Below are 25,316 nucleotides of genomic sequence, written 5' to 3'. Positions count from 1 at the left end.
TTATGGGTTACCTTGCTGCAGCAGTTGATTGACATAAGTGTCAATATCACTGGTGGTATTTTTAATGGTTAAATCGTCACATACTTTAATGTGCTGTTCTAACTCTTCACAAAGCTGTTTACCTGGAACCAGATTTAGCATGGCAAATACGCCTTTCAGGCGGTGTGCTGTCTGAGCAAGCGAGGGGTAATCCTTCTCCGCCGCCTCAGTATACAGTCTCTTGACATCAGGCGGTACTGTCTCGGTAAACAGCTGAAAATAGCCTCCGCTTAACAGCGGGGTGGCAGCCTCATCTTCGCTACTCTCCTCCATTAAATCATGGGCCAGTTGCTTCTCGATCAGTGCCAGCAGCGCATCGAGCAGCGCATTGCTGAGGTTAAAGTTAACGCGGAATTGCTGATCGTTAAGCGCATGATGACCCATTTCGTCACCGGCCAGCAACAACGCCCAGCCGTTCAGTCGGGCAGGGTCGTCAGTTACCAGCACATCATGTTCCTGCCCTGACAAACGCTCGTCAGAGGTCAGGCATTTCGCCCCCCAGTTCTCCAGGTGGCGGCAAACAATTTTATGCACATCTTCCATCGCGATATCCACCAGCACGCTGACGCCTTCCAGCAGCTTCTCTTCCTGCTCCGTCTGCTGTTCCAGCGCTAACGGCAGCTGAATATTGTAGCGGGTGCCAATATCGGGTTTCGCCACGATCTCCAGCGTGCCGCCCATCTGTTTACACAGCTGTTTGCACAGGAAAAAGGCCATGCCGGAGGCCTGACCAAAGCGGTCCTGGGTGGTGTCGCCGAGGAACGGGAAATCGACATTCGCCAGTTCGTCGACCGTCAGGCCAGAGCCGGTATCCACCAGCTGCACCAGTACGCGATCGGCTTTGCCTTCGCTGGCTTTGACATCGAGGGTAATTTTGCCCCATTGCGTGGTGGTCAACGCGTAATGCATCAGGGTGGTCAGCACCTTGCGCAGCGCGCGGCGATCGCCAAAGCGAATTTCGTCATTGGCGAGGTGATTATTCACCACCAGCATTAACCCCTTGCGGCGCAGCAACGGCAGGCTTTCCAGCGCGATCTCGTCCAGCAGCTCCTGCAAATTAAATACGTGAGCATCCGGTGACCAGTCATGCGCTTCCAGACGGTTGAGCAGCACGATGTCATCCACCAGCCGCGCCAGCCCCTGGCTCTCGTCGAGCAGGTCGAGCACCTCTTCGTCGTCATCGCGCTGGCTGAGCTGCACCAGCTGCGCCACCATGCTTTCCAGCGGGCGGTGCAGGGCGTGGCCGAGGTTATGCATCAGCTGCTGGCGCATCTGGTGATTACGATCCAGCACCTGCTGGGCTTTTTGCAGCTTTTTATTGACCAGCAGTTCACGGTCCTGATCGCGCATCATAAACAGCTGGGTATGCGGCGACAGCACGCTGCGCGCGTGGCGGATCTCATACACCTCGTTGTTGATGGTGGCCTGCAACACGCCCTGATGCTGATCGGACATATTGATGATCTTTTGCAGGTTGAGATGCGGCAGCAGGTGCTCGGCAATCTTGTTGCTCAGCAGCGTGCGGTTGGTGGCGAAATCGTACACCAGCAGGCCGACCGGCAGACTGGCGACGATCTCTTCATTCAGCATACGCAGGGAATCCAGTTCCGCGCTCTGGTTCTCATTCGGACGCAGCGACTGCTGGCGCAGCAGGGTAATGCCGGCAATCGACAGCAGGAACAGCACCAGGTTTATCAGCAACGGCCACAGCAGATTATGCAGGGTATCAATCGCCAGGCTGGTCAGCGGCACGCGGTACACCAGCTGTAGCGAGGTGCTGGGCAGCGAGGCGGCAATTTCCAGGTTCGGATTGACCAGCGAAACATGGGTATTTTCGCTGGATTCATCATCGCTGCTGGTGCTGGATTGCGTGGCGTCCTGACGCAGCTGGAAGTTCTCCAGCGGCATACTGCGCGGGATCAGATCGTTCACCGGCAAATCGAAGGCCACCACCGTCGCCAGATGGCCCGGCTGATTAAAGGTGGTGCGCAGGGTGAAGTAATGATCGTTCTGCCAGGCAAAGTGGCGCAGCGGTGAAAAACTTTCGCGCTCGTCCAGCGCATTGGCCTGCTGCAACATCTCGGCGCGGCGGCTGTCCACCAGCGAATTAATCGCGCTCTCTTTATAACGCGTCGCCATATCTTTCAGCGGCAGGGTGGAGATCATGATCAGGCTGTTGTCCTGACCATTAAGGAAGTACATCGACCAGGTTGGATTTTCCGCGCCCCACAGCGTATCGAGGTAGTTTGACATGCGCATGGTCATGTCCAGCGTGCTGCTGTCGTGAGAGCCAAAAATCAGCGCTTCGGTTTTACGACGGGTTTTTTCCAGATAATAGACATCCGGACGCAGGCGGGTTTCCTGCAAGCTGCTGTTCGGGGTGGAGCCTGCTGCACTGGTGGCCAGGTTTTCATAAATCTGCCAGGTGGCAAAACGATAAGCATCGATGCGTTTTTGCACCGCACGCGCCAGATCGGTCATGGCGTAGCGCTTTTCTGTCACCCAGGCATTGACGCTGTTGTGGATCATCGCACCCAGCGCCAGGAACAGCACCAGGTTGAACACCACAAAAAAGCGGGTCACATTGCCGGATGTCAGAGGAAATTTGTAAGGCAGCATAGCGTCTCAGGCACCTGAAATTATCGCGCAACCAGTCGGGCACTGGCAGCCACGGCCAGCAGCAGCAAAGCGATAAGCAGAAATGCTCCGCTCAGGCTGATCCACTGGGATATCAAACCGATTAAAGCCGGACCGGAAAGGATACCTGCATAGCCTAAGGTTGTCATGGCGGAAATCGCCAGATTTGACGGCATATCGTGTTGATTTCCAGCCGCATTGAACAACATCGGCACCGTATTCGCCAGACCAAAGCCCACCAGCAGAAACGCCAGCAACGCCACCAGCGGCCAGGGGATCATCACGGCCAGCGTCATACCGGCCGCTGCCGCCAGCGCACCACCGAGCATCACCGGATAACGCCCAAAGCGCTGAATGGTCTTATCGCCGGTGAAACGTCCGAGGGTCATCGCCACGGAGAATACCGCATAACCGAGTCCGGCCCAGGTGACGGGCATAACCGGACTTTGCAGCAGCAGCAACGCACCCCAGTCGAGCACCGCGCCTTCGGCGAGAAACAGGATAAAGCACAGCAGGCCGAGAAAGGCGACCCAGCCGCGCGGGCGTACCAGCCAGGGTTGATCGGGCTGATGCAAACGCGCGGTCATCATGCCTGGCTGGCTGCGTAACAGCAGCAACACCATCACCGCCATAACCACGCCAACGGCCGCGAGCGGCGACAAACCGGCGCTCAGCAGCAGGCTCACCGTACCGGCGCCCAGAATGCCCCCCAGGCTAAAGAAGGCATGAAAGCCGGACATCATCGGACGGCGGGCGGCTTTTTCCACCTCCACCGCCTGATAATTCATCGCCACGTCCAGCGTGCCCAGCCCGGCGCCAAACAGCATCAACGCCAGCGCCATTAATAAGGTGTGGCTGAGCGTCGCCAGCAGCGGCAGCATCGCCAGTACCAGCACGGTGGAACAGAGCATCACGCGACGGCAGCCAAAGCGCGCCACCAGTTTGCCGGTGATCGGCATGGCAGCCAGCGACCCAATTCCCAGACACAACAGCAGGGCGCCCAACATGCTGCCGGATAATTGCAGACGATCGCGAGCAAACGGCACCAGCGGCGCCCAGGCTGACATGCCGAGACCATTGACCAAAAACACGGTACGGGTTGACCAGTGCAGAAGGCGAGCGTCTCGCGGTTGTGGTGCGGCATCCAGTGCTGTCATGAGGTTTTTATCTTTCTCGTTAAAAGGGCGATTTTAGCATCAAGCCACGCCAGCAGCAGAGGCCGCAGGGTTTTAAAAGGCCCATTCCGTGCCATGAGGGAGCGAAAAAGGGCATTTTACCGACTTTTCAGCCACTGCATTTTTTTTCCAGAACTTTCCTGGCGGGATGCAGCGGGAAATAGGTGACTTAACTCAAATATTTAAAGTGCATTCAATAGGTTAGCTTAAAAGGCTGCGCAGCGATGGGATAAAATACGTGATATTGATCACGCGGTAAAAGAAAAACCGTCGGCCCTGAAGGAAAGTTTCGCGCTGATATATGCGCAGAAATGCAGCTATTAACTGCTGAAGTCAGGCGTGCGCTTTTCTCCGATACGACAATATTGAAACTAAAAACGGCCGGAATTATGTGAGGGTGTATCTGCGTAACCTGCTGAATAAAGCCGCAGAAGCAATGTGGAAGCGTGAATATTACGATCCGCAAATAATTGCATTGTTCTTTGTTGCGGGCGGAAATTAACATGGTTAATTTCTGTCTTGTTATTGAACAAAATGTGCGGAAATAGACAAATAATGTGATTCAGCTACTGGCTTAATTATACCCAGTCAATTAACTTTACTGAAGGCAATGAAGGGCAATAAAACGCAGGCAAAAAAAATGCCGGACAATCATGTCCGGCGGGAATTTAGGGTAAACATCTCATTCGGGGTGAATGAAGGTAATAATGAAATAAATGATGATAGCGGGAGTAATTGTATTCTCTGATGGCTGAGAAGTTTTATCATTCAGTGCGGAAGAGTTGTTGAATGTAACATGATGAATTTGAACGATTTAAAATCAGTTTATCAATATGTGCTATATTTTTTACCGATGCGTGCTGATTATTAGTTCCCCTCTGTTCATATCCTGAAATATTTATTAAATACAATGAAACACTTTCGGAAATTTAGTATCATTTTCGTGATAGATTATTGCGCCACATAAAATAACAATGACATGCCGGCTGAATTTTTAATCGTTCAGTTAGCAGTGGCATAAATAAGGCACATTACAGAGGGTAATAAAATGAAACGTCGTGTTCTCTCCCTGATGATTCCTGCGCTCCTCGTTGCAGGTGCTGCAAACGCAGCTGAAATTTACAATAAAGATGGCAACAAATTAGATCTGTTCGGCAAGGTTGACGGCCTGCACTATTTCTCCGACAACTCTGGCGATGACGGTGACCAGTCTTACCTGCGTTTTGGTTTCAAAGGTGAAACTCAGGTGACCGACCAGCTGACCGGTTATGGTCAGTGGGAATACCAGGCGGCTCTGAACACCGCTGAATCCCAGGGTACCGCGAACAGCTACACGCGTGTGGGCTTCGCAGGTCTGAAATTCGGTGATGCCGGTTCATTCGACTACGGTCGTAACTATGGCGTGCTGTATGACATCGGTTCATGGACTGACGTCCTGCCTGAGTTCGGTGGCGATACCTACGGCGCTGACCAGTTTATGTTCCAGCGCAGCAACGGTCTGGCGACTTATCGTAACAACAACTTCTTTGGCCTGGTTGATGGCTGGAACTTTGCTGTCCAGTACCAGGGCAAAAACGATAACCCGACTGAATCCTCTTCTGGCCGTGATGTGCTGGGTGAGAACGGTGACGGCTTCGGTCTGAGCACCACCTATGATATCGGTTCCGGTTTCGGTATCGGTGCAGCGATGATGTCGTCTGACCGCACCAACTCGCAGAACGGTGATTACCCTGGTATCCTGGGTCGTGGTAATAAAGCAGAAGCCTACACCGGCGGTCTGAAATACGATGCCAACAACATCTACCTGGCAGCGATGTACACCCGCTCAATCAACGCAACCCGCTTCGGTTCCAGCGACAGCTCTGCATTCGGTTATGCCGATACCGCAGATAACTGGGAAATGGTTGCGCAGTACCAGTTCGACTTCGGTCTGCGTCCGTCTCTGGCCTTCATCTCTTCACGCGGTAACGTGCAGAACTGGGGCGACCAGAACCTGAAAAAATACATCGACGTAGGCGCGACTTACTACTTCAACAAAAACATGTCGACCTATGTTGATTACCAAATCAACCTGCTGGACGACAACAACTTCACCCAGGCTTCCGGTATCAATACCGACGACATCGTGGCGCTGGGTCTGGTTTACCAGTTCTAAGATGTGTTCCGGAGCGTGGCCTGACGGTCACGCTTCGGTTTTTAGCAACGTCTGCAACGCGCTATGCAGCGCATCAATAATCGCCTGCCGCTCCTCGCCTAACTGCACCTGCACAATCGCTCCTTCAACCAGCAACACAATCTGACTGATTTTTTCCTGCTGCGCCGCGGTGAGTTTTTCCGCGATAGCGGCGGCCATATCCCGTTTGTGTTGGCGGATCAGCGTACTGGCTTCCGGCAGCGTATCGCTCAGTTCCGCCGCGCTATTAATAAAGGCGCAGCCGCGGAAATCCGTTTCACTAAACCAGCTCAGCAGCGCTGCGGGAAGGGCATCCACCACCGCGGGCTGCTGCGCCAGCGCTGTCGCAAAAGCCGTCATCCAGCGCTGATGGCGTTGTTGCAGAAAGGCAAGAATCAGGGCGTTTTTGGCCGGAAAGTGGCGATAGAAGGTCACCTTGGTGACGCCTGCTTCCGCAATCACCTTGTCAATACCGGTGGCGCGGATGCCATGCTGATAAAACAGCCGCTGAGCGGTGTTCAGAATACGGTCGCGTGCGGCGGCCTGAGGATCGAAAGGCAAAGGAGCTAACATAGCGTCACCAGAAAAATAGAGTAGACAGAATTGTCTACATACGGCAGGATGAATCAAGTAGACAGACCTGTCTACATATTCAGGAGAAAACCATGCTGATCCCCCCGTTTGATGAACAAAGCGCTGTGCAGAAAGTCCGTATGGCGGAAGATGCCTGGAATAGCCGCGATGCCCGGCGCGTGGCGCAGGTGTACAGTGAAGATACGCGCTGGCGTAATCGCAGCGAATTTGTCAATGGACGTGCCGACGTCGAGGCGTTTCTGCAACGCAAATGGGCGAAGGAGCTGGAGTATCGCCTGATCAAAGAACTCTGGGCATGGAATAACGACAGGCTGGCGGTGCGCTTTGCCTATGAATGGCGTGATGATAGCGGGAACTGGTTTCGCAGCTACGGCAACGAGAACTGGCACTTTGGCGCGGATGGACTGATGATCGCCCGTTACGCCTGCATCAACGATCTGCCGATCGCTGCGGAACAACGCCTGTTCCACTGGCCTTTGGGAACACGCCCGGACGATCATCCGGGCCTGAGTGAATTAGGGTTATAACTATTGCAGCCCGCGCCATTTTTTTGCTTTTGGCGCCTGCTGTAGCTGGGGCTGAGCGGGTGGTACGCTGCCTTCAAGTGCAACACCCGCCAGCGTAAAGGCTGAGAAGCTCAGCCACTGCTGCCATTTTTCACCTGCGGTTTTTAACTTTTCCATTCTGCTGCCTCACTGATATTCAACTCAGCTTAAACATTGCAGAATTCATGCCACAACACCGCTCTCAGCGCCACGCGCTTTGCCCTGGCTTTGTTACACTGCGCCAGCGCTGAAGCGGTGCAACGTGGATTTTTCTGGTGCAGGAATTTAACGTCCGCGTGGATGAGAATGGCGGAGATGACGTTGGCGATAGTGTTGCCAGCATCTCAGGCTACCGTAGAAAAACAGGCCAGCGGCCACAACAAGAATCATATAAATCATCTGACGCTCCCGTATTCGCGGTTGTGCAGGAACGGGTTATCCTGTGCCAGCCTTCAGCCAACTTCAAGCAGCTTTAGCCTGATTTACAAGCGAGTTATGCTTTGTAACAGGCTTACTTAAAGCGTTACAGATGAGGAAAAGATGCGTTATCAGAATATTCTGCTGTCCGGCCTGCTGATCGTGGGGCTGAGCGGCTGCGATCAAAACGCCAGTCGGCAAAGCCTGGTGCTGGAAGGCAAAACCATGGGCACGGTGTGGCGCGTGAGCCTGGCAGGGGTAGATGCGCAACGTAAAGAGGCGTTGCAGCAGGCGATCCAGCAGCAGCTCGACCGCGATGATGGCGAGCTATCTACCTGGAAAAGCGATTCGGTGCTGTCGCGCTTCAATCAGTATCAGGGCACGACACCGCAGCCGATCAGCGCTGATATGGCGGATATCGTCACTACAGCTTTACGCATCGGCAATAAAACCGCTGGCGCAATGGATATCACCGTCGGCCCGCTGGTCAATCTGTGGGGATTTGGCCCCGCAAAGCAACCCACGCAAACGCCGACGCAGGCGCAAATCGACGCAGCGAAAGCGCTTACCGGCTTGCAGCATCTGCGGGTAATTCAGGCGGCAGAGGGGCAATGGCTGCAAAAAGATCTGCCGGGCCTGTATGTTGACCTCTCCACCATGGGGGAAGGTTACGCCACCGATCATCTGGCGCGCCTGATGGAGCAGCAGGGCATCACCGATTATCTGGTCTCCGTGGGGGGGGCGGTGCTCAGTCGCGGTCTGAACGCGCAAAATCAGCCGTGGCGGGTGGCGATCCAGAAACCGACTGACCGGGAAAATGCCGTGGAAGCGCGGGTGGATTTGCAGGGCCACGGAATCAGTACCTCCGGCAGCTATCGCAACTATTATGAACTGGATGGCAAACGGATTTCCCACGTCATCGATCCGGCCACCGGACGGCCTATCGAACATAAACTGGTGTCGGCGACGGTGATCGCCACCACCGCGCTGGAAGCGGATGGCTGGGATACCGGGCTGATGGTGCTGGGTACAGAACGGGCTAAAGCGCTGGCGCTGAAGGAGCATCTGGCGGTGTATCTGATCAGCAAACAGGGCGACGGCTTCAGCCACTGGATGTCGCCGCAGTTTAAACCATTCCTGATTTCGCAGGACGATAACTAATTACGGAGGCGCAGATGCTGGATCTGTTTAGTGATGAAGCGCCGTGGCAGGAACCGCTGGCGGAAGGGGCGGTGATTTTGCGTCGCCGCGCCCGCGAGCAGGCAGATGCGTTGCTGGCGGAGATTGCCGCCATCGCCGCGCAAAACCCATTCGCCCATCGCATCACTCCGGGTGGACACCGCATGTCGGTCGCCATGACCAACTGCGGCGATTTAGGCTGGTCGAGCGACTCGCGCGGCTACCAATATACCGAGCAGGACAACCACAGCGGCCACAAATGGCCGCCAATGCCGCCCCTGTTCCGCGAGCTGGCGCAGCAGACGGCGCTGGAAGCCGGGTTTAGCGCTTTCAACCCGGATGCCTGTCTGATTAACCGTTATGAGCCGGGTGCAAAACTGACGCTGCATCAGGATAAAGACGAGAAGGATTTGCGACAGCCGATCGTTTCCGTCTCGCTCGGTCTGCCTGCGGTGTTTCAGTTCGGCGGCTTCGAGCGCGGAGATGCCACGCAGCGCGTGCTGCTGGAACATGGCGATATCGTGGTGTGGGGCGGGCCGTCGCGCCTGCGTTATCACGGGATTTTACCGCTCAAACCCGGTGTGCATCCGCAGGCTGGCGCCTTTCGCTACAACCTGACTTTCCGCCGCGCCCATTAAGGGCGGGGTGGATGAGAATTGTTCTTGCTATCATCCGATGCGCCATTAAACTGCAGGCTGCTTTGTTTACCGCTGGATCCTTTTGATGGCATTGCTTCAGGTTGTTTATCGCCAGTACCGCTGGCCTTTTATTGGCGTCATCCTTCTTACCTTACTTAGCGCCGCGCTCGGCATTGGCATGATTGCCTATATCAATAATGAGCTGATCGTGGCGTTCAACTCCTCGGCGGGCGTGCTGCCGGCTTTTCTGATGCAGCTGTTTTTGCTGATGGCGGTGACGCTGGGTTCACAGCTGGCGCTGACGCTGCTCGGTCACCAGTTTGTCTGGCGTCTGCGCGGTGAATTTATCAAACGTATTCTCGATACCCGCATTGAACGCATCGAACAGATTGGCAACGCCCAGCTGCTGGCGGGCCTGACCAGCGACATTCGCGCCATTACCATCGCTTTTGTCCGTCTGCCGGAGCTGATTCAGGGCATCATTATCACCCTGGGTTCCGCGTTGTATATGGCGTGGCTGTCACCCAAAATGCTGCTGGTGACCTCGCTGTGGCTGGTGGTGACGCTGATTGGCGGCTGGCTGCTGGTGTCGCGCGTCTACCGGCATATGGCGAAACTGCGTGAAGTGGAAGATGACCTGTATCGCGACTATCAAACCATTATTGAAGGGCGTAAAGAGCTACAGCTGAACCGTGAACGCGCACAGCAGATTTATCACAACGTCTATCAGGAAAATGCCAGCAGCTACCGCCACCATATTGTGCGCGCCGACACCTTCCACCTGAGCGCGGTGAACTGGTCAAATATCATGATGCTGGGTGCCATTGGCATCGTGTTCTGGATGGCGAATGGTCTTGGCTGGGCCAACACTGCCGTGGCGGCAACCTACTCGCTGACGCTGCTGTTCCTGCGCACCCCGTTACTGGCGGCGGTAGGGGCGTTGCCCACACTGCTTAGCGCCCAGGTGGCGTTTCGCAAGCTGAATACCTTCGATCTGGCGCCGTATGAAGCCGATTTCAAAACGCTGCCCGCAGTCAGTGACTGGCAAACCCTCGAACTGCGCGATGTCTGTTTCCATTATGGCGAGCATGGCTTCGAGGTCGGGCCGATCAACCTGACGTTGCGTCGCGGCGAGCTGGTATTTCTCATTGGCGGCAATGGCAGCGGTAAATCAACGCTGGCGATGCTGCTGACGGGCCTCTATCAGCCGCAATCCGGCACGCTGCTGCTGGATGGCAAAGCCGTCGACTGGCATAACCTTGATGCTTATCGCCAGCATTTCTCCGCCGTGTTCACCGATGTCCATCTGTTTGATCGGCTGATTAGCCGCGCCGGTAAGCCTGCCAATCCAGGGCTGGTGCAGCAGTGGCTGGAACGTCTGAAGATGCAGGACAAGCTGAAGCTGGAAGGCAACAAGGTGCTGAATCTTCAGTTATCGAAAGGGCAGAGCAAGCGTCTGGCGCTGCTGCTGGCGGCGGCTGAGGAGCGCGACATTCTGCTGCTCGACGAATGGGCGGCGGATCAGGATCCGCACTTCCGCCGTATCTTCTATCGCGAGCTGCTGCCGTGGTTGCAGGCGTCGGGTAAAACCGTGTTCGCCATCAGTCATGATGATCACTACTTTATTCACGCCGATCGTCTGCTGGAAATGCGTGACGGTAAGCTGAGCGAACTGACTGGCAGCGAGCGCGAAATGGCGACGCTGGATGCGGTAAAACGCACCGACACCGGCCATTAACGTCAGCTGGCAAAGCTTAGCGAAAAGGGTTATTGGGCAGAAAGGCGATGACCAGGTAAGGTTTAATCCAGCAGATACTCCGGTTTCTGCCTCCCTGGAACACTTTCTGTCGTCTTGTGTTGTCCACCGGCTCTGGTTATTTCTGAGCCGGTTTTTTATTGTCCGGGAAAAGGGTGCGCGACCAGCGTAACTACCCGCTGACCTTCACAGTGAAAACGCGCGGATAAAATAAGGTGCTGATTATAGCCTGCGCCAAAATCTTCGCTTAAGCGCAGCTGCGCAGTCCCGCTGTCGGGGTGGATAGCGATCACTTCCCCCTGCAAAAACTCCATTGGCTGACGCAACTGCGGCCACAAGGCTTTATACAAACTCTCCTTCAGCGAAAACAGCAGCGTCGCGGCCTGTGCGAATGGCAGCGGCAGCTGGCGCAGCAGCGCGCGCTCGCGTGAGTTCATCAGCATCTCCGCCGTCTCCAGCGCCGTTTCAGCGGCCATGATGTGCTCCACATCGACACCCAGACATAGCGGCGTGCGCGTGGCGGCAATCACCGCCATATCCTGGCTATGCGATAGCGACGCCTGCACACCGGCAGGCCAGCAGGGGGAGCGATCTGCCGCGTTGAGCAACAGAAAATCATTCACACCAAGTTGCCCCATCACTTCGCGCGCCAGCCAGCGGCTCGCCAGATGCTCGGATTTACGTTTGGGCACGGCATTTTCCAGGGCCTGCGGCAGCGGCAATTGCCAGCGCTGAGACAAATCAGCCTGCCAGTGCTGTTTATCAAACTGACACCAGGCGAACAGGGGCGAACCGGGCGTGAAGCCAGCAGCGGTGAAAAAGGGGGATGCGGGGAGAGTGAGCGGCGATGCAGGCGTAAACATAGTTATCACGGCTGACGGAAAAGGGCATTAAATCAGTCAGCCGGCGAGAGGGCAAGCTTAGCGCTTACCGTTTTTAATCATTAGGGGGAATGGCAAAACTCTTGATGGAGACGACAAAGTGCTGATGACCTTTACTGATGCGGGCACCGCGATCGCACCAGCGGGATGCGAGGCGGAAGAAATCGTCGCTGCCGATATCGTAAGCCAGCTCGACTTTATTGATACCAGAGTGCAGGAGTTCTTCAGCATCCTGCAGGTTTTTTGCTTTGATGACCATAACGGTTTTCCATCGAAAAACAGGAGACTTAAGGGTAGGGTAAGTGTGTGACATTTTTGTTTCAGTTAGATGAATTGCTGTCACAATTCGGCAAAAATGTGATCGCCAGCAGAATTGGTTGCGTACGGTAACTTACTGAATGTTTGGTGAAAATAATGTTAATTATGGCGATGATCTGATATTTCTTAAGCGGTTACGCAACAGGAGGTTGATATGACAGTCCCGCGATTTGAAACGTCACGTTTGATTCTCGAACCTTTGCAAAGCCACGATGCTGAACAGGTACAGCAGATATTTCCGCACTGGGAAATTGTGCGTCATCTGACTAACCTGGTGCCCTGGCCGTACCCACCGGACGGTGCCAGCCATTATATTAATGATATCGCGTTACCGGCGATGGCGGCCGAACAGGCCTGGCACTGGAGTCTGCGTCATCGCTCGGCGCCTGAGCAATTGATTGGTCTGATCTCCCTGCGGGCCGGTGAAGAAGATAACCGCGGTTTCTGGCTGGTGCCGGAGTGGCAGGGGCAGGGTTTGATGAGTGAAGCCAGCAATCGGGTGACGGATTTCTGGTTTATGACGCTCAACCAGCCACGTTTACGCGTACCGAAAGCGATGGATAATCAGGCATCAAAACGCATCTCTGAACGCAGCGGAATGCGGCTTATCGCCACCTACAGCAAAGCCTTTGTCGGCGGCGAGATGCTGGCTGGCAACTGGGAAATCACCCGTGATGAGTGGCTGGCACAGCGCGGTTTGACGCGCTAAAACAAAAAAGCAGCCAAAAGGCTGCTTTTTTATTGGGAATTTTGGTCGGCACGAGAGGATTTGAACCTCCGACCCCTGACACCCCATGACAGTGCGCTACCAGGCTGCGCTACGTGCCGAACGTGGAGGCATATAGTAACGTTTCCGCGCGCGATTGCAAGATGCACGGGATTTAACTGCCTCATAATTAATCAGTTTGCGATGAAACGCTTCTCTTCCGTCAGCACCTGCAACAGCAACGCCAGCTGCGGCTTATGGTCGCGAATCGGTTTGCCCTGCGCATCATAGGCGCGATAGCTGCCGTTGTTGTTCAGCACCAGCGTCACCTGCGGCGTGGTCACTACCAGCCTGCCATCTTCGCTGCTCGCTACCCAATCGTGGCTGCGCTGGGCGGCAAACAGATCTTCACCCTGCGAATAACTTCCCGCATTGGTACGCACATGCAGCAGACGCTGCATCAGCGTGGTCATCACATCCTGCTGGTCGGTCAGACGATCGATGGTCTGGGCTGGCGTATTCGGCCAGTGCACCACCAGCGGTACCTGCAATGTGGCGCGATTACCCGGATTATCGTCGCCGCCATCGAGCGGAACGGCGCGCTGGGCGGTGATCACCACGACGGTATTTTTCAGCAAATCACGCTGTTGCAGCGTTTGCAGCACCGCGGCAATTTGCGCGTCAACACCGGGCGCCTGACGCAGATAGCTGCGCTGTTGCGCTTTGGCGCTGTCACCGGTCACGGTTACGCCGTTCAGCGCTATCCATGAGAACCACGGCGCGTTGTTGTCTTTCTGGCCATTCAGCCAGTTCTGCCACTGTGTGACCGTCGCGCTATTGGGCTGGCTGTCCATTGAGGGCAGGGAGTAATCCGCCAGTAACGCCTGCCGGTACAACGGCTGATTAAAGCCATCCGAGGAGAACAGACCGAACTGATAACCCTGGCTGTTCAGGGCGCTCAGCAGTGCCGATGGCATACGCGCGGACAGTACGCCATCCATATAACTGGACGAGATACCGTAGAACAGGCCAAACAACCCTTTTTCCGGTTGGTTACCGGCACTGTAATGCTGCGTAAAGCGCACGTTTTCGCTGGCAAACTGATCAAGCGACGGCAGGGCTTTCGCCACCGTGGCGTTGTTGAGGCCCTCCACCGTCAGCACCAGCAGATTATGGCGTGAGCCGCCGTCGCGGAAGGTGATGTCGCTCAGCGGATATTGCACCGACAAGGCTTCCGGGTCACCCTGCTGCACCAGACGGCGTTGATACTCCTGCGCATCCAGCAGGCCGTGACGCTCAAGGAAACGTCGTGCGGTCATCGGATAGGAGAGCGGCAGGTTGGCGCGCTGCATAGTAATCGGGCGATAGAAATTGGCATCGGCCCAGATGTAGAGCAGATGGCTGGCGAAGAAGGCGCAGATAAACAGCGCCGCCAGCGGTTTACCGAACGAACGCCGGTTCAGGCTGCGTAGCTTCTGCCAGCTCCAGGTGGCGAACAGCATCTCCACCAGGAAAATCACCGGCACGCTGATAAACATCAGCTGCCAGTCGCGAGCCATTTCGCTCTGATCGGGGTTGATCACCAGCTCCCACACCACCGGATTCAGGTGCAGGTGGAAACGGTTGAACACCGCGCTATCGACAATAATCAGCGTCAGCCCGGCGGTGGCGATGATCGCCGACAGGACTCGCAGTAACCGTTGCGACATCACCACAAAGGTGAGCGGGAAGAGAATCAGCAGATAACCGGCGAACACCAGGAAGCTAAAATGACCAATCCAGCTGGTGTAGGCATAGACACGACCGGCCAGCGACGCGGGCCAGTCGGCCACCAACAGGTAGCGGCTGCCTAAAATTAACGCGAAGATAATATTAAACAGGGCAAACCAGTGCCCCCAGCTGATCATCTGGGAGACTTTTTCACGGTAGCGCTGCCGGTTGGTTACCATATTATGAGGTCAGGTCTGCAAATTAATGGGCGTTATCATCGCGAACCGACGCTTGCAACGCATCGGCAAAGGATCGTGCCAGGCTTCGGCGCTGCGCCGGAGACACACTGGTGTTGATCAAATTGGTTACCATATTTCCCAGTACCATCAGGGAAAGGTCGGTTGGCGCTTTGTCTTTCTCAAGAACTTGCGCCAGTTGCGCGAGGAGCTGCTCCACGCGTTGGTCACTGTAACGGGATGATTGTGGCATATCGTCGACTAATTCAAGTATCAAAAGGCGGTATAGTACCGTAACGACGCGATTTTTTCCGCAATTTTATCGAAAGCAGAACGTTCATGTTGTGCATGGAGTTGAAAGCCGCGGCGGGCGGTGTTTGAATACGCGCCTCAGCCTAAAGGAGAGTCTACCATGAGTCTGGATATCGACCAGATTGCCCTGCATCAGTTAATCAAACGCGATGAAAACCAGCTTGAACTGGTGCTGCGCGACACCCTGCTGCCTGCAACTAAGGCGGTTGAAGAGATGGCGGAAGAGTTACATCGGGTGTACAGCGCCAAGAGCAAGGCCTACGGGTTGTTCAATGAAGAGAGCGAACTGGCGGCGGCGTTGCGTAATTGCCGCAAAGGGGAAGATGACTTTCTGGCCTTCAGCCGTGCGGCAACCGGTCGTCTGCGTGATGAGCTGGGCAAATACCCGTTTGCTGAAGGCGGCATCGTGCTGTTCATCCATTATCGCTATCTGGCGGTGGAGTACCTGCTGGTGGCGGTGCTGAATAGCCAGTCGAGTATGCGCGTCAATGAACAGCTGGATATCAGCAGCACCCATTACCTCGACATCAACCATGCCGATATCGTGGCGCGTATTGATCTCACCGAGTGGGAAACCAACCCGGAATCGACCCGCTATCTGACGTTCCTGCGTGGACGGGTAGGGCGCAAAGTCGCCGACTTCTTTATGGATTTCCTCGGCGCCAGCGTAGGTCTGGATACCAAAGCGCAGAACCGGGGTTTGCTCCAGGCGGTGGATGATTACTGCGCCGAATCCAGCCTGGATAAAAACGAGCGTCAGAATTACCGTCAGCAGGTTTACAGCTACTGCAACGATCAGTTGCAGGCCGGTGAGGAGATTGCGCTGGAAGATCTCTCCAGCGAACTGCCGCCGCTCGGCGAGAAGACTTTTCAGGCATTTACTCAGGAGCAGGGCTACGAGCTGGAAGAGCATTTTCCGGCCGACCGCAGCACGCTGCGTCAGCTGACCAAATTTACCGGCAGCGGCGGTGGCTTAACCCTGAATTTCGATGCCATGCTGCTGGGCGAACGTATCTTCTGGGACCCGGCAACCGACACGCTGACCATCAAGGGCACGCCGCCCAATCTGCGCGATCAGCTGCAACGTCGCACCGGCGGCAACTGATTTTTGCCCATAAAAAAACGCCGCAGATGCGGCGTTTTTTTTCAACTCGTCAGGCGATTAAGCGCGAACGAAGTCGATGTGGTGCAGTTTTGGCTTGAACGGGTGACGCTGAACAGCCTGAACTTTTACTTTGGTTTCTTTACCGTCAACAACCAGAGTCAGAACTTCAGTGTAGAAGCCTTCTTTAGCCTGTTGGTTCATTACTGAATCGTGATCCAGTTCGATAGAAACCGGTGCTTCAGTTCCGCCATAGATGATGGCCGGGAACTTGTTAGCGTGGCGCAGGCGGCGGCTCGCACCCTTACCCTGCTCTTTACGTACTTCTGCGTTGATAGTGAACATCTTAATGTCTCTTCGTTGATTCCTGTTACAGGCGACCCAGCAACAGAACGATTATTCAAACGCCATTGCGAATGCAAAAGCGGGCAGCATTATAGCCGCTATACCCGCTGCGGGCAAATGATTCCGTGGACTAACGCAGCTCATTGGCACGGCGAAAACGGCCCTGATAATCAAACACCTTCTCGCGTACCTGCCAGAAATGTCCTTTGGCGCGCGCCACGACAAAATCGGGGTGACGTAACAGGGGCTGCAACGCGATCACATCAGCGGCGGTCTGCCATCCTAAAGGCACGCCGGGCGCGCGCTGGTGCGGCCGCATAAACAGCTGTTCGAACGCCTTGCGCTGAGCGGGCGTGTGCAGACGAAAACGTTCGCTGACGTCCAGACCATCTTCATCGTAATAGGTGGCTTTCAGCCATTCGCCTTTCTCATCACGCCCGTGGGCCAGCGTCATGCCGCCGCAGCGCAGCACGCGGGCATCTTTCAGCTTCAGCGCGGCTTTCAGCATATCGTCAGGGTCCACCAGCACCTTGTCGCACTGGTGGCAACGGCGTGCGGCGATATCGTTTTCTGCCCCACAATCCGGGCAGCTTTTGAAACGAAAACGGTAGTCGCACTGCTCGCGCAGGCCATCGTCATCTTCCAGCACGCCCTGGCAGCGGCGGCCAAAATGTTCGATCACATGGCCGTCGGCGGTGGTTTTGCCCCAGAAAGTATTGGCGAAGCCGCAGGCCGGACAAAACACCTGCACCGGCTGATTGTCGCTGGCACCTTTAGGCGCGCCCACTTCCGGGGTGAAAAGATCGTGTGGATTACCGGCATAATCGAGGATCAGACAGTCGGTTTTACCGGGGGCGAGGCGCAGACCGCGCCCGACAATTTGCTGATACAGGCTGACGGATTCCGTGGGGCGCAGGATGGCGATCAGATCCACATGCGGGGCGTCGAAACCGGTGGTCAGCACCGCGACGTTAACCAGGAATTTCAGCTGCTGCGCTTTGAAGGCGTGAATCAACCGGTCGCGCTCTTTTGCCGCCGTTTCTGCCGAAACCAGCGCACTGTCCGGCGGCAACAGGGCCAGCACCTCACGGGCATGTTCGACGGTGGCGGCAAAAATCATCACGCCGCGCCGTTCTTCCGCGAATTCAATAATCTGCTGGATGATATGCGGCGTAACGCGTTGCTGCTGCTTTAGCTCGCGATTGAGATCGGCTTCGCTAAACAGGCCGTTGTTCTGCGGGATCAGACGGCTGAAATCGTATTGCACCACCGGCATATCCAGCCGTTCCGGCGGCACCAGAAAGCCGTGTTTGATCATATAGCGTAACGGCAGTTCATAAATACAATCGCGGAATAACGCGTGCTGGTCACCGCGCACCATGCCGTGATAATGAAACTGATAGATCCAGCCTTTGCCGAGGCGGAACGGGGTGGCGGTCAGCCCGAGCAGACGCAGCTGTGGATTATGCTGCCGCAGATGGGCGAACAGCTGTTGATACTGGCTCTCGCTGTTGTCGCTGATGCGATGGCATTCATCGACGATCACCAGTGAAAAGGCGCTGTCAAAGCGATCGAGATTGCGCGCCACTGACTGTACGCTGCCAAACACCACTTTGCGTTCGCTCTGTTTGCGTTGTAAGCCGGCGGCGAAGATATCCGCTTCGAGGCCGTAAGCCTGATATTTGCTGTGGTTCTGTTCCACCAGTTCTTTCACATGGGCCAGCACCAGCACCCGCCCGCGCGCCAGCCGGGCCAGTTCGGCAATCACCAGACTTTTTCCCGCGCCGGTGGGCAGAACAATCACCGCGGGCGTGGCATGTCGGCGAAAATGCGCAACGGTGGCATCGACCGCTTCTTGTTGATAGGGACGCAGCGTGAAAGACATCGGACAAAACTTTTTTCTGGAACGGGCGCGCATTATGCCATGAAAGCGCCTGAAACGCAGGATAGGCTCTGTTAGCCGCCGATGGTTCAGGCTATACTGCCCGCACTTTTTCAACGGATAAAAACACCGTTTCAGTTTCCCTCCGCAGTAACAGGCAAAGCGAATTCATGCGACTCGACAAATTCATATCTCAGCAACTGGAAATCAGCCGTGCCATCTCTGCACGTGAAATCCGCGCGAAGAAAATCACCATCAACGGTGAAGTGGTGCGCGATACCTCTTACAAAGTGCTGCCGGATGACGAAGTAGCCTACGACGGCAATCCGCTGGTGCAGCAGCACGGCCCGCGTTACTTCATGCTGAACAAGCCGCAGGGCTATGTCTGCTCCACCGACGATCCCGATCATCCAACCATTCTGTTCTTTATCGAAGAACCTATGGCGTGGAAGCTGCACGCAGCGGGACGTCTGGATATCGATACTACCGGCCTGGTGCTGCTGACCGATGACGGCCAGTGGTCGCACCGTATTACCTCACCGCGTCATCACTGTGAAAAAACCTATCGAGTGGGCGTGGAAGCGCCAATTGATGCGGCGCTGGTGGAAACCTTTGCCGCCGGGGTGCAGCTGCACGGTGAAAAAGATCTGACCAAACCGGCTACGCTGGAAATCGTTGGCCCGCAGGAAGCGCTGCTGACGATCAGTGAAGGACGTTATCACCAGGTGAAACGCATGTTCGCCGCAGCGGGCAATCATGTGGTTAGCCTGCATCGCGAACGTATCGGTGAGATTGCCCTTGATGCAGACCTCGCGGAAGGCGAATACCGTGAGCTGACAGCAGAAGAAGTCGCCAGCATTGGCTTACCTGAAGAATTAAAACAGCAGAAATAGCGGGAGATTGTGGTGCCAAAGGAAAAGAATTCACCGGTTGGCTTAGTGGTTATTCTCGGATTGCTGGCCATGCTGATGCCGCTCTCCATCGATATGTATCTGCCCGCGATGCCGCAAATCGCGCGTGAGTTTGCCGTTTCGTCCGGCAGCGTGCAGATGACGCTCAACCTCTACATTCTCGGTTTTGCTATTGGTCAGCTGGTGTATGGCCCGCTGGCTGACAGCTACGGCCGTAAACCGGTGATTGCCCTTGGTACGCTGATCTTCGCCTGTGCGGCAGCGGCCTGTGCGCTGTCGCAGTCGATCGATCAACTGATCTTCATGCGTTTTCTGCACGGCCTGTCGGCGGCGGCGGCCAGCGTGGTGATTAACGCCCTGATGCGCGACAGCTACTCGAAAGAGGACTTCTCGCGCATGATGTCGTTCGTCATGCTGATCACCACCATTGCGCCGCTGATGGCCCCGATTATCGGTGGCTGGCTGCTGCTGTTATGGAGCTGGCACGCCATCTTCTGGACGCTGGCGATCGCGGCGATCGTCACCACGGTGCTGGTGGTCACGCAGATCCGTGAGACGCTTAAACCCGAGCAGCGACAGCGCTTTCATCTGCGCACTACGCTGGGTAATTTTGTCGCGCTGGTGCGTCATAAACGCGCCTTCAGTTATATGCTGGCAAGTGGTTTTTCCTTTGCCGGTCTGTTCACCTTTCTCAACGCCGGTCCTTTCGTTTACATCGAGATTAATCACGTTTCGCCGCAGAATTTTGGTTACTACTTCGGCCTCAACGTGGTGTTCCTGTTTGTGATGACGTTGATTAACAGCCGCGCGGTGCGCCGCTTTGGTCCGCTGGCGATGTTCCGTATTGGCCTGGTGATTCAGTTCGCGATGGGCATCTGGCTGCTGGTGGTGAGCGCGCTCAATCTTGGTTTTCTGCCGCTGGTGTTTGGGGTGGCGATGTTTATTGGCTGCGTTTCCACGGTCTCGTCCAACGCGATGGCGGTGATTCTGGATGAGTTCCCGCATATGGCTGGCACGGCGTCATCGCTGGCCGGTACGTTGCGGTTTGGCGTCGGTGCGCTGGTAGGGGCATTGCTGTCGCTGATTAGTGTTAACAGCGCCTGGCCGATGGTGGCAACCATTGCATTGTGTGCCACGGTTTCAATTGTGTTGTTTAGTTACGCCTCAAGACCGCGTCATAATCACGTCTGATTTGCCCTGGTCGCCATAAATGGCGACCCTACGGGTATCGTGCCTGCTTCACCCTGGTCGCCATAAATGGCGACCCTACGGGTATCATGTCTGATTCGTCTAATCGCCATAAATGGCGGCCCTGCGGGTATCGTGTCTGCTTCGTCTGGTCGCCATAAATGGCGGCCCTACCATATTGATCTGGCTGTTAATTTTGTAGGGTCGGCATTAATGCCGACCAGGCACTTATCCGCACCAAATTCCCCCTAATCCCCACACCTGAATCATTTGCGGATCTTGATGTTTCTATATTGTGAAAATTAATAAGTAAAAAAGTAACGATATTGCGTCTAAAATGATTGTTAACTACCGCTGAACACGGTAAATATAGCGACAAATGCGAGCATCCTCGCAAAAAATAAATCTGCTACATCTTTTGTGCTTAAAACGAGAAGGCAAACCTTGACGTCCGTATTCTGAGTTAGCCAGGAAAAGGGATTCACAGCGTGCGCCATTCGTCGTGAATGAAGTTAACGTCTCTGGGGATTACGTATCTATGCTGCAACTTTCCGTTGTGCATCGCCTGCCGCAACACTATCGCTGGTCACCTGACCATGCTGGTGAAATTGAACGGCAGGAAACTGCCGATGCTGAAAATGACCAGGATCTGGTCGCGCTGCGGCTGCTGAGCCACGATGGTCACCCGGCTATGGAAATTTTGCGCCAGTTGCAGGACACGCTGGCGCAGATTCAGGTTGAGTGCAAAATTGCGCAGTGCGAGGGGCAGCCTTGTTTGCTGATCCAGCGCGGCGACGAAAGCGCCACCAACTGCTGTCTGAAGAATCAGGGTGTGGCGATCGCCGAGACCTTTGACGGCCGCTAAATCAGGCTTTCACCCTGGGCCGAAGCCAGCAGCTGGCGGGTGTACGCCTGGGTGGGCGCATTGAACAGCGTATCGCATTCACCCTGTTCCACCACTTCCCCCTGACGCAGCACAATCAGCTGGTGGCACAGGGCGCGCACCACCTGCAAATCATGACTGATAAACAGATACGCCAGCTGATGTTGCTGTTGCAGGCGACGCAGCAGATTGAGGATCTGTTTCTGCACCGAACGATCCAGCGAGGAAGTGGGTTCATCCAGCACCATCAATTGCGGTTCGAGGATCAGCGCGCGCGCAATTGCGATACGCTGACGCTGGCCTCCGGAAAATTCCGCCGGATAGCGTGATCGACTCTCCGCATCCAGTCCCACTTCCTGCATCACCGCGATCACTTTCGCCTCCTGCTCTGTGGCGCTCAGCGTGGGACGATGTACTGCCAGACCTTCCGCAATGATCTGCTGCACCGTCATGCGTGGATTGAGAGACGAGTTTGGATCCTGGAACACCACCTGAATTTTTTCCCGCAGCGGCAGCAATTGCTTCGCTGACAGCTGATGCAGCGGTTGACCGTCGAACCAGATTTCACCGCGTGCGGCGATCAAACGCAGTAGCGCCAGCCCGGTCGTGCTTTTACCGGAGCCGGATTCTCCCACCAGCCCGAGGCTTTCGCCGCGCCGCAGGGAGAAGCTCAGATCCTGCACCGCCATCTTCTCGGCAACGGTGCGTTTCAGCAGGCCGCGTCGAATCGGAAAGCCCACCTGTAAATTTTTCACCTGCAATAGCGGCGCGCTGTCGCTGATCGGAGCGGGGCGGCCATCTGGCTCGGCGGCCAGCAGTTCGCGGGTGTAAGGATGCTGAGGCTGACTGAACAGGCTGGCACTGCGGTTATGTTCCACTTCACGACCATTGCGCATCACAGTGACGTTATGGGCCAGCTGACGCACGATATTGAGGTTATGGGTGATAAACAACATCCCCATATTCAGCTCGCGTTGCAGCTCGCGCAGCAGTTGCAGGATCTGCGCCTGCACCGTGACGTCAAGCGCGGTGGTGGGTTCATCGGCAATCAACAGCTTAGGCTGAGTCAGCAGCGCCATGGCGATCATCACGCGCTGGCGTTCACCACCGGAGAGCTGGTGCGGAAAATCCTGCAAACGCGTTGCCGCCTGGCGAATGCCCACGCGATCGAGGCAGCTGAGGATCTCCGCACGCGCCGCTTCACGTCTCATGCCGCGGTGCAGCGACAACACTTCATACAGCTGCTTTTCCACGCTATGCAGCGGATTGAGCGACACCATTGGCTCCTGAAAAATCATCGCCATCTGGTTGCCGCGCAGCCCCCGCAGGGTACGCTCGCTGGCCTGCAACAGATTCTGACCATTAAACAGAATCTCGCCCTGCGGATAGCTCACCGGCGGCTGTGGCAGCAGGCGCATAATCGACAGCGCGGTAACGCTTTTGCCGGAGCCGGATTCACCCACCAGCGCCAGGGTTTCACCGGCGTCGACCCGCAGCGAAATGTCTTCCACCACGGTGCGTTGCCGGAAGGCGACGGCGAGATGATTGACGGTCAGTAAGTTACTCATTCAGCTCCCCCGGCTTGGGTCGTAGGCGTCACGCACCGCCTCACCAATAAAAATCAGCAGCGACAACAAAATCGCCAGCGCAAAAAAGCCCGACAGCACCAGCCAGGGCGCCTGCAAATTATTTTTACCCTGCAACAGCAGCTCACCGAGCGAGGGCGAGCCAACCGGCAGACCAAAGCCAAGGAAATCGAGCGAGGTCAGGGTAGTGATCGATCCGCACAGGATAAACGGCAGGAAAGTTAGCGTGGCGACCATGGCATTCGGCAGCATATGGCGCAGCATGATGCGGCTGTCGCTGACGCCAAGGGCGCGCGCCGCGCGGATGTAGTCAAAATTGCGGGTACGCAGAAACTCCGCGCGCACCACGCTCACCAGACTCATCCAGCCAAACACCACCGTCACCAGCAGCAGCCACCAGAAACCGGGCTGAATCACGCTGGAGAGCAGGATCAACAGAAACAACGACGGCATCCCGGACCACACTTCAATCAGGCGCTGGCCGACCAGATCAACGCGCCCGCCGAAGTAGCCCTGTACTGCGCCCACCACAATGCCGATCACGCTGGAGAACAGCGTCAGCAACAGGCCGAACAGCAGCGAAATACGCGTACCGTACAGCAGCCGGGCCAGCACATCCCCGCCATTAGCATCCGTACCCAGCCAGTTCTGCGCCGAAGGGGGCGAAGGGAAGGGGACGTTGGTGGCAAAATTGATGGTGCTGTCGCTAAAGCGAATTGGCGCCCAGATGGCCCAGCCCTGCTGATCGATACGCTGTTTCAGCCACGGGTCCTGATAATCCGCCGGGGTTGAGAAATCGCCGCCGTAATCGCTTTCGCTGTAGTTAAACAGCAGCGGCATATACCAGCGCTGCTGATAATGCACCAGCAGCGGCTTGTCGTTGGCCAGCAACTCGGCCCCCAGCGACAGCAGGAAAATCACCAGAAAAATCCACAACGACCAGTAACCACGACGGTTGTGACGAAAGCGCTGCCAGCGCTGCTGGTTTAACGGAGACAAGCGCATCAGCGACCCTCGAAATCAATGCGCGGATCGACCAGGGTGTAGGTCAAATCGCTGAGAATATTCATCAGCAGGCCAATCAGCGTAAAAATGTACAGCGTGCCAAACATCACCGGGTAATCGCGCTGAATGGTGGCGTCGTAGCCCAGCAGACCAAGGCCGTTAAGCGAGAACATCACCTCAATCAGCACCGAACTGGTGAAGAACATGCTGATAAAGGTGGCCGGGAAGCCCGCGATCACCAGCAGCATGGCGTTGCGAAAGACGTGACCGTAGAGAATGCGTTTTTCATCCAGACCCTTGGCGCGGGCGGTGACCACATATTGTTTACGGATCTCATCGAGAAATGAGTTTTTCGTCAGCATCGTCAGGGTGGCGAAACCGCCAATCACCGTTGCCAGTACCGGCAGCGTGATATGCCAGAGATAATCGGTGATTTTGCCGTACCACGGCAGCTGGTCGAACTGCGGTGAGGTGAGACCACGCAGCGGGAACCAGTCGAGGTAGCTGCCCCCGGCAAACAACACAATCAGCATCACGCCGAACAGAAACGCCGGGATCGAGTAACCGATGATGATAAAGCTGCTGCTCCAGATATCGAACGCGCTGCCGTTGCGCACCGCTTTTTTAATGCCCAGCGGGATCGACACCAGGTAGATAATCAGGGTGCTCCACAGCCCGAGGCTGACGGATACCGGCAGGCTCTCCTTAATCAGCTGGAGCACCGAGGCGCTGCGAAACAGGCTGTCGCCAAAATCGAAGCGTGCGTAGTTCCACAGCATGTCGACGTAACGTTGCCACAGCGGTTTATCAAAACCGTAGCGCTTTTTAATTTCGGCAATCACTTCCGGATCGAGTCCCCGCGCGCCGCGATACTGGCTATCACCGGGATTATCGTGATTCAGGCCGCCGCGTGCGCCGCCGCTATCGCTGGTGCCGGGAATGCCGGTGCTGTGGCCGAACTGAATATTCGCCAGCGCCTGATCCACCGGACCACCGGGGGCAATCTGCACGATAAAGAAGTTGAGCGTGATAATGGCCCACAGCGTGGGAATGATCAGCAGTAATCTGCGCAGGAAATAAGCACCCAAACCACACTCC

23 protein-coding genes and 1 tRNA gene are annotated in these 25,316 nt (G+C 55.8%); 10 read left to right on the top strand and 14 right to left on the bottom strand.

Annotated elements, in window-relative coordinates; all coding sequences use genetic code 11:
- Window positions 1–2,655 (bottom strand): phosphotransferase RcsD, encoded by a 2,655-nt coding sequence (rcsD, locus tag AC6I8V_RS13780; protein WP_497845843.1) that lies wholly within the window; start codon window positions 2,653–2,655, stop codon window positions 1–3.
- 23 nt (window positions 2,656–2,678) lie between these two features.
- The gene (locus tag AC6I8V_RS13775) at window positions 2,679–3,833 is read right to left on the bottom strand and encodes an MFS transporter (RefSeq protein WP_497842822.1); all 1,155 of its coding nucleotides are present in this window, start codon (window positions 3,831–3,833) and stop codon (window positions 2,679–2,681) included.
- A 1,066-nt stretch (window positions 3,834–4,899) separates the two neighbouring features.
- On the opposite strand from AC6I8V_RS13775, the gene ompC reads away from it, so the two are divergent.
- A complete protein-coding gene (gene ompC, locus AC6I8V_RS13770) occupies window positions 4,900–6,006 on the top strand; it encodes a porin OmpC (protein ID WP_497842821.1) in 1,107 nt (368 codons plus the stop codon).
- A 27-nt stretch (window positions 6,007–6,033) separates the two neighbouring features.
- On the opposite strand, the gene AC6I8V_RS13765 is transcribed toward ompC, so the two are convergent.
- On the bottom strand, window positions 6,034–6,597 hold the full coding sequence (locus AC6I8V_RS13765; RefSeq protein WP_497842820.1) for a TetR/AcrR family transcriptional regulator: 564 nt from the start codon (window positions 6,595–6,597) through the stop codon (window positions 6,034–6,036).
- 92 nt (window positions 6,598–6,689) lie between these two features.
- Here AC6I8V_RS13765 and AC6I8V_RS13760 point away from each other — a divergent pair, with 92 nt between their 5' ends.
- Complete coding sequence (locus tag AC6I8V_RS13760) at window positions 6,690–7,145, top strand: nuclear transport factor 2 family protein (RefSeq protein WP_497842818.1); 456 nt, start codon at window positions 6,690–6,692, stop codon at window positions 7,143–7,145.
- Here AC6I8V_RS13760 and AC6I8V_RS13755 read toward each other — a convergent pair whose 3' ends face one another.
- A complete protein-coding gene (locus AC6I8V_RS13755) occupies window positions 7,146–7,301 on the bottom strand; it encodes a hypothetical protein (RefSeq protein ID WP_497842817.1) in 156 nt (51 codons plus the stop codon).
- A 402-nt stretch (window positions 7,302–7,703) separates the two neighbouring features.
- On the opposite strand from AC6I8V_RS13755, the gene apbE reads away from it, so the two are divergent.
- The 3 genes from apbE to AC6I8V_RS13740 all read left to right on the top strand — a co-directional run bounded on the left by apbE (window position 7,704) and on the right by AC6I8V_RS13740 (window position 11,135).
- Window positions 7,704–8,741 (top strand): FAD:protein FMN transferase ApbE, encoded by a 1,038-nt coding sequence (apbE, locus tag AC6I8V_RS13750; protein WP_497842815.1) that lies wholly within the window; start codon window positions 7,704–7,706, stop codon window positions 8,739–8,741.
- A gap of 14 nt (window positions 8,742–8,755) precedes the next feature.
- Window positions 8,756–9,397 (top strand): DNA oxidative demethylase AlkB, encoded by a 642-nt coding sequence (gene alkB / locus AC6I8V_RS13745; RefSeq protein ID WP_497842814.1) that lies wholly within the window; start codon window positions 8,756–8,758, stop codon window positions 9,395–9,397.
- A gap of 85 nt (window positions 9,398–9,482) precedes the next feature.
- Window positions 9,483–11,135, top strand: coding sequence for a multidrug ABC transporter permease/ATP-binding protein (locus AC6I8V_RS13740; RefSeq protein WP_497842813.1), 1,653 nt, complete (start codon window positions 9,483–9,485; stop codon window positions 11,133–11,135).
- 155 nt (window positions 11,136–11,290) lie between these two features.
- Here AC6I8V_RS13740 and AC6I8V_RS13735 read toward each other — a convergent pair whose 3' ends face one another.
- Window positions 11,291–12,016 carry a 4'-phosphopantetheinyl transferase family protein gene (locus AC6I8V_RS13735; RefSeq protein WP_497842811.1) on the bottom strand — a complete coding sequence of 242 codons (726 nt, stop codon included), beginning with the start codon at window positions 12,014–12,016 and terminating at the stop codon, window positions 11,291–11,293.
- Window positions 12,017–12,089: 73 nt separating this feature from the next.
- Complete coding sequence (locus AC6I8V_RS13730; RefSeq protein ID WP_497842809.1) at window positions 12,090–12,293, bottom strand: hypothetical protein; 204 nt, start codon at window positions 12,291–12,293, stop codon at window positions 12,090–12,092.
- A 213-nt stretch (window positions 12,294–12,506) separates the two neighbouring features.
- Between AC6I8V_RS13730 and AC6I8V_RS13725 the strand changes: the two genes are divergently transcribed.
- Window positions 12,507–13,061, top strand: coding sequence for a GNAT family N-acetyltransferase (locus AC6I8V_RS13725; RefSeq protein ID WP_497842808.1), 555 nt, complete (start codon window positions 12,507–12,509; stop codon window positions 13,059–13,061).
- Between the two features lie 42 nt (window positions 13,062–13,103).
- On the opposite strand, the gene AC6I8V_RS13720 is transcribed toward AC6I8V_RS13725, so the two are convergent.
- From AC6I8V_RS13720 to AC6I8V_RS13710, 3 genes are all read right to left on the bottom strand, one after another.
- Window positions 13,104–13,180: transfer RNA gene (locus AC6I8V_RS13720), tRNA-Pro, on the bottom strand.
- A 72-nt stretch (window positions 13,181–13,252) separates the two neighbouring features.
- Window positions 13,253–15,007: an LPS biosynthesis-modulating metalloenzyme YejM gene (yejM, locus tag AC6I8V_RS13715; RefSeq protein WP_497842807.1), complete on the bottom strand. Its 1,755-nt coding sequence runs from the start codon at window positions 15,005–15,007 to the stop codon at window positions 13,253–13,255.
- A 22-nt stretch (window positions 15,008–15,029) separates the two neighbouring features.
- Window positions 15,030–15,257, bottom strand: coding sequence for a YejL family protein (locus AC6I8V_RS13710; protein ID WP_497842806.1), 228 nt, complete (start codon window positions 15,255–15,257; stop codon window positions 15,030–15,032).
- A gap of 159 nt (window positions 15,258–15,416) precedes the next feature.
- On the opposite strand from AC6I8V_RS13710, the gene yejK reads away from it, so the two are divergent.
- Window positions 15,417–16,421, top strand: a complete 1,005-nt coding sequence (gene yejK / locus AC6I8V_RS13705; protein ID WP_497842805.1) for a nucleoid-associated protein YejK — start codon at window positions 15,417–15,419, stop codon at window positions 16,419–16,421.
- A 57-nt stretch (window positions 16,422–16,478) separates the two neighbouring features.
- Here the strand turns inward: yejK and rplY are convergent, their stop codons facing one another.
- Together rplY and radD are read right to left on the bottom strand one after the other, a co-directional pair.
- Window positions 16,479–16,763, bottom strand: coding sequence for a 50S ribosomal protein L25 (gene rplY / locus AC6I8V_RS13700; RefSeq protein ID WP_497842804.1), 285 nt, complete (start codon window positions 16,761–16,763; stop codon window positions 16,479–16,481).
- A 130-nt stretch (window positions 16,764–16,893) separates the two neighbouring features.
- A complete protein-coding gene (gene radD / locus AC6I8V_RS13695) occupies window positions 16,894–18,648 on the bottom strand; it encodes a DNA repair helicase RadD (protein ID WP_497842803.1) in 1,755 nt (584 codons plus the stop codon).
- A gap of 167 nt (window positions 18,649–18,815) precedes the next feature.
- On the opposite strand from radD, the gene rsuA reads away from it, so the two are divergent.
- From rsuA to AC6I8V_RS13680, 3 genes are all read left to right on the top strand, one after another.
- The gene (gene rsuA / locus AC6I8V_RS13690; protein ID WP_497842802.1) at window positions 18,816–19,538 is read left to right on the top strand and encodes a 16S rRNA pseudouridine(516) synthase RsuA; all 723 of its coding nucleotides are present in this window, start codon (window positions 18,816–18,818) and stop codon (window positions 19,536–19,538) included.
- A gap of 12 nt (window positions 19,539–19,550) precedes the next feature.
- Window positions 19,551–20,747 carry a Bcr/CflA family multidrug efflux MFS transporter gene (locus AC6I8V_RS13685; RefSeq protein ID WP_497842801.1) on the top strand — a complete coding sequence of 399 codons (1,197 nt, stop codon included), beginning with the start codon at window positions 19,551–19,553 and terminating at the stop codon, window positions 20,745–20,747.
- Window positions 20,748–21,282: 535 nt separating this feature from the next.
- A complete protein-coding gene (locus AC6I8V_RS13680; RefSeq protein ID WP_497842800.1) occupies window positions 21,283–21,609 on the top strand; it encodes a YejG family protein in 327 nt (108 codons plus the stop codon).
- Here the strand turns inward: AC6I8V_RS13680 and yejF are convergent.
- Genes yejF through AC6I8V_RS13665 form a run of 3 tightly spaced genes read right to left on the bottom strand, consistent with a single transcriptional unit; the run spans window position 21,606 to window position 25,306 of the window.
- A complete protein-coding gene (gene yejF / locus AC6I8V_RS13675) occupies window positions 21,606–23,195 on the bottom strand; it encodes a microcin C ABC transporter ATP-binding protein YejF (RefSeq protein ID WP_497842799.1) in 1,590 nt (529 codons plus the stop codon). The genes AC6I8V_RS13680 and yejF overlap by 4 nt on opposite strands.
- Window positions 23,196–24,218: an ABC transporter permease gene (locus tag AC6I8V_RS13670; protein WP_497842798.1), complete on the bottom strand. Its 1,023-nt coding sequence runs from the start codon at window positions 24,216–24,218 to the stop codon at window positions 23,196–23,198.
- The gene (locus AC6I8V_RS13665) at window positions 24,218–25,306 is read right to left on the bottom strand and encodes a microcin C ABC transporter permease YejB (protein WP_497842797.1); all 1,089 of its coding nucleotides are present in this window, start codon (window positions 25,304–25,306) and stop codon (window positions 24,218–24,220) included. Before AC6I8V_RS13665 ends, AC6I8V_RS13670 begins: the two co-directional genes overlap by 1 nt.
- Between the last annotated feature and the right edge of the window lie 10 nt (window positions 25,307–25,316).

Source organism: Pantoea sp. X-Soil-TKNS-1207 (genome assembly GCF_059730485.1).
This window is presented reverse-complemented; position numbering and strand designations above follow the sequence as displayed.

Coding starts and splice junctions, on each gene's coding strand:
- AC6I8V_RS13775 (WP_497842822.1), bottom strand. CDS start 3,833: ATGACAGCACTGGATGCCGCACCACAACCGCGAGACGCTCGCCTTCTG.
- ompC (WP_497842821.1), top strand. CDS start 4,900: ATGAAACGTCGTGTTCTCTCCCTGATGATTCCTGCGCTCCTCGTTGCA.
- AC6I8V_RS13765 (WP_497842820.1), bottom strand. CDS start 6,597: ATGTTAGCTCCTTTGCCTTTCGATCCTCAGGCCGCCGCACGCGACCGT.
- AC6I8V_RS13760 (WP_497842818.1), top strand. CDS start 6,690: ATGCTGATCCCCCCGTTTGATGAACAAAGCGCTGTGCAGAAAGTCCGT.
- AC6I8V_RS13755 (WP_497842817.1), bottom strand. CDS start 7,301: ATGGAAAAGTTAAAAACCGCAGGTGAAAAATGGCAGCAGTGGCTGAGC.
- apbE (WP_497842815.1), top strand. CDS start 7,704: ATGCGTTATCAGAATATTCTGCTGTCCGGCCTGCTGATCGTGGGGCTG.
- alkB (WP_497842814.1), top strand. CDS start 8,756: ATGCTGGATCTGTTTAGTGATGAAGCGCCGTGGCAGGAACCGCTGGCG.
- AC6I8V_RS13740 (WP_497842813.1), top strand. CDS start 9,483: ATGGCATTGCTTCAGGTTGTTTATCGCCAGTACCGCTGGCCTTTTATT.
- AC6I8V_RS13735 (WP_497842811.1), bottom strand. CDS start 12,016: ATGTTTACGCCTGCATCGCCGCTCACTCTCCCCGCATCCCCCTTTTTC.
- AC6I8V_RS13730 (WP_497842809.1), bottom strand. CDS start 12,293: ATGGTCATCAAAGCAAAAAACCTGCAGGATGCTGAAGAACTCCTGCAC.
- AC6I8V_RS13725 (WP_497842808.1), top strand. CDS start 12,507: ATGACAGTCCCGCGATTTGAAACGTCACGTTTGATTCTCGAACCTTTG.
- yejM (WP_497842807.1), bottom strand. CDS start 15,007: ATGGTAACCAACCGGCAGCGCTACCGTGAAAAAGTCTCCCAGATGATC.
- AC6I8V_RS13710 (WP_497842806.1), bottom strand. CDS start 15,257: ATGCCACAATCATCCCGTTACAGTGACCAACGCGTGGAGCAGCTCCTC.
- yejK (WP_497842805.1), top strand. CDS start 15,417: ATGAGTCTGGATATCGACCAGATTGCCCTGCATCAGTTAATCAAACGC.
- rplY (WP_497842804.1), bottom strand. CDS start 16,763: ATGTTCACTATCAACGCAGAAGTACGTAAAGAGCAGGGTAAGGGTGCG.
- radD (WP_497842803.1), bottom strand. CDS start 18,648: ATGTCTTTCACGCTGCGTCCCTATCAACAAGAAGCGGTCGATGCCACC.
- rsuA (WP_497842802.1), top strand. CDS start 18,816: ATGCGACTCGACAAATTCATATCTCAGCAACTGGAAATCAGCCGTGCC.
- AC6I8V_RS13680 (WP_497842800.1), top strand. CDS start 21,283: ATGCTGCAACTTTCCGTTGTGCATCGCCTGCCGCAACACTATCGCTGG.
- yejF (WP_497842799.1), bottom strand. CDS start 23,195: ATGAGTAACTTACTGACCGTCAATCATCTCGCCGTCGCCTTCCGGCAA.
- AC6I8V_RS13670 (WP_497842798.1), bottom strand. CDS start 24,218: ATGCGCTTGTCTCCGTTAAACCAGCAGCGCTGGCAGCGCTTTCGTCAC.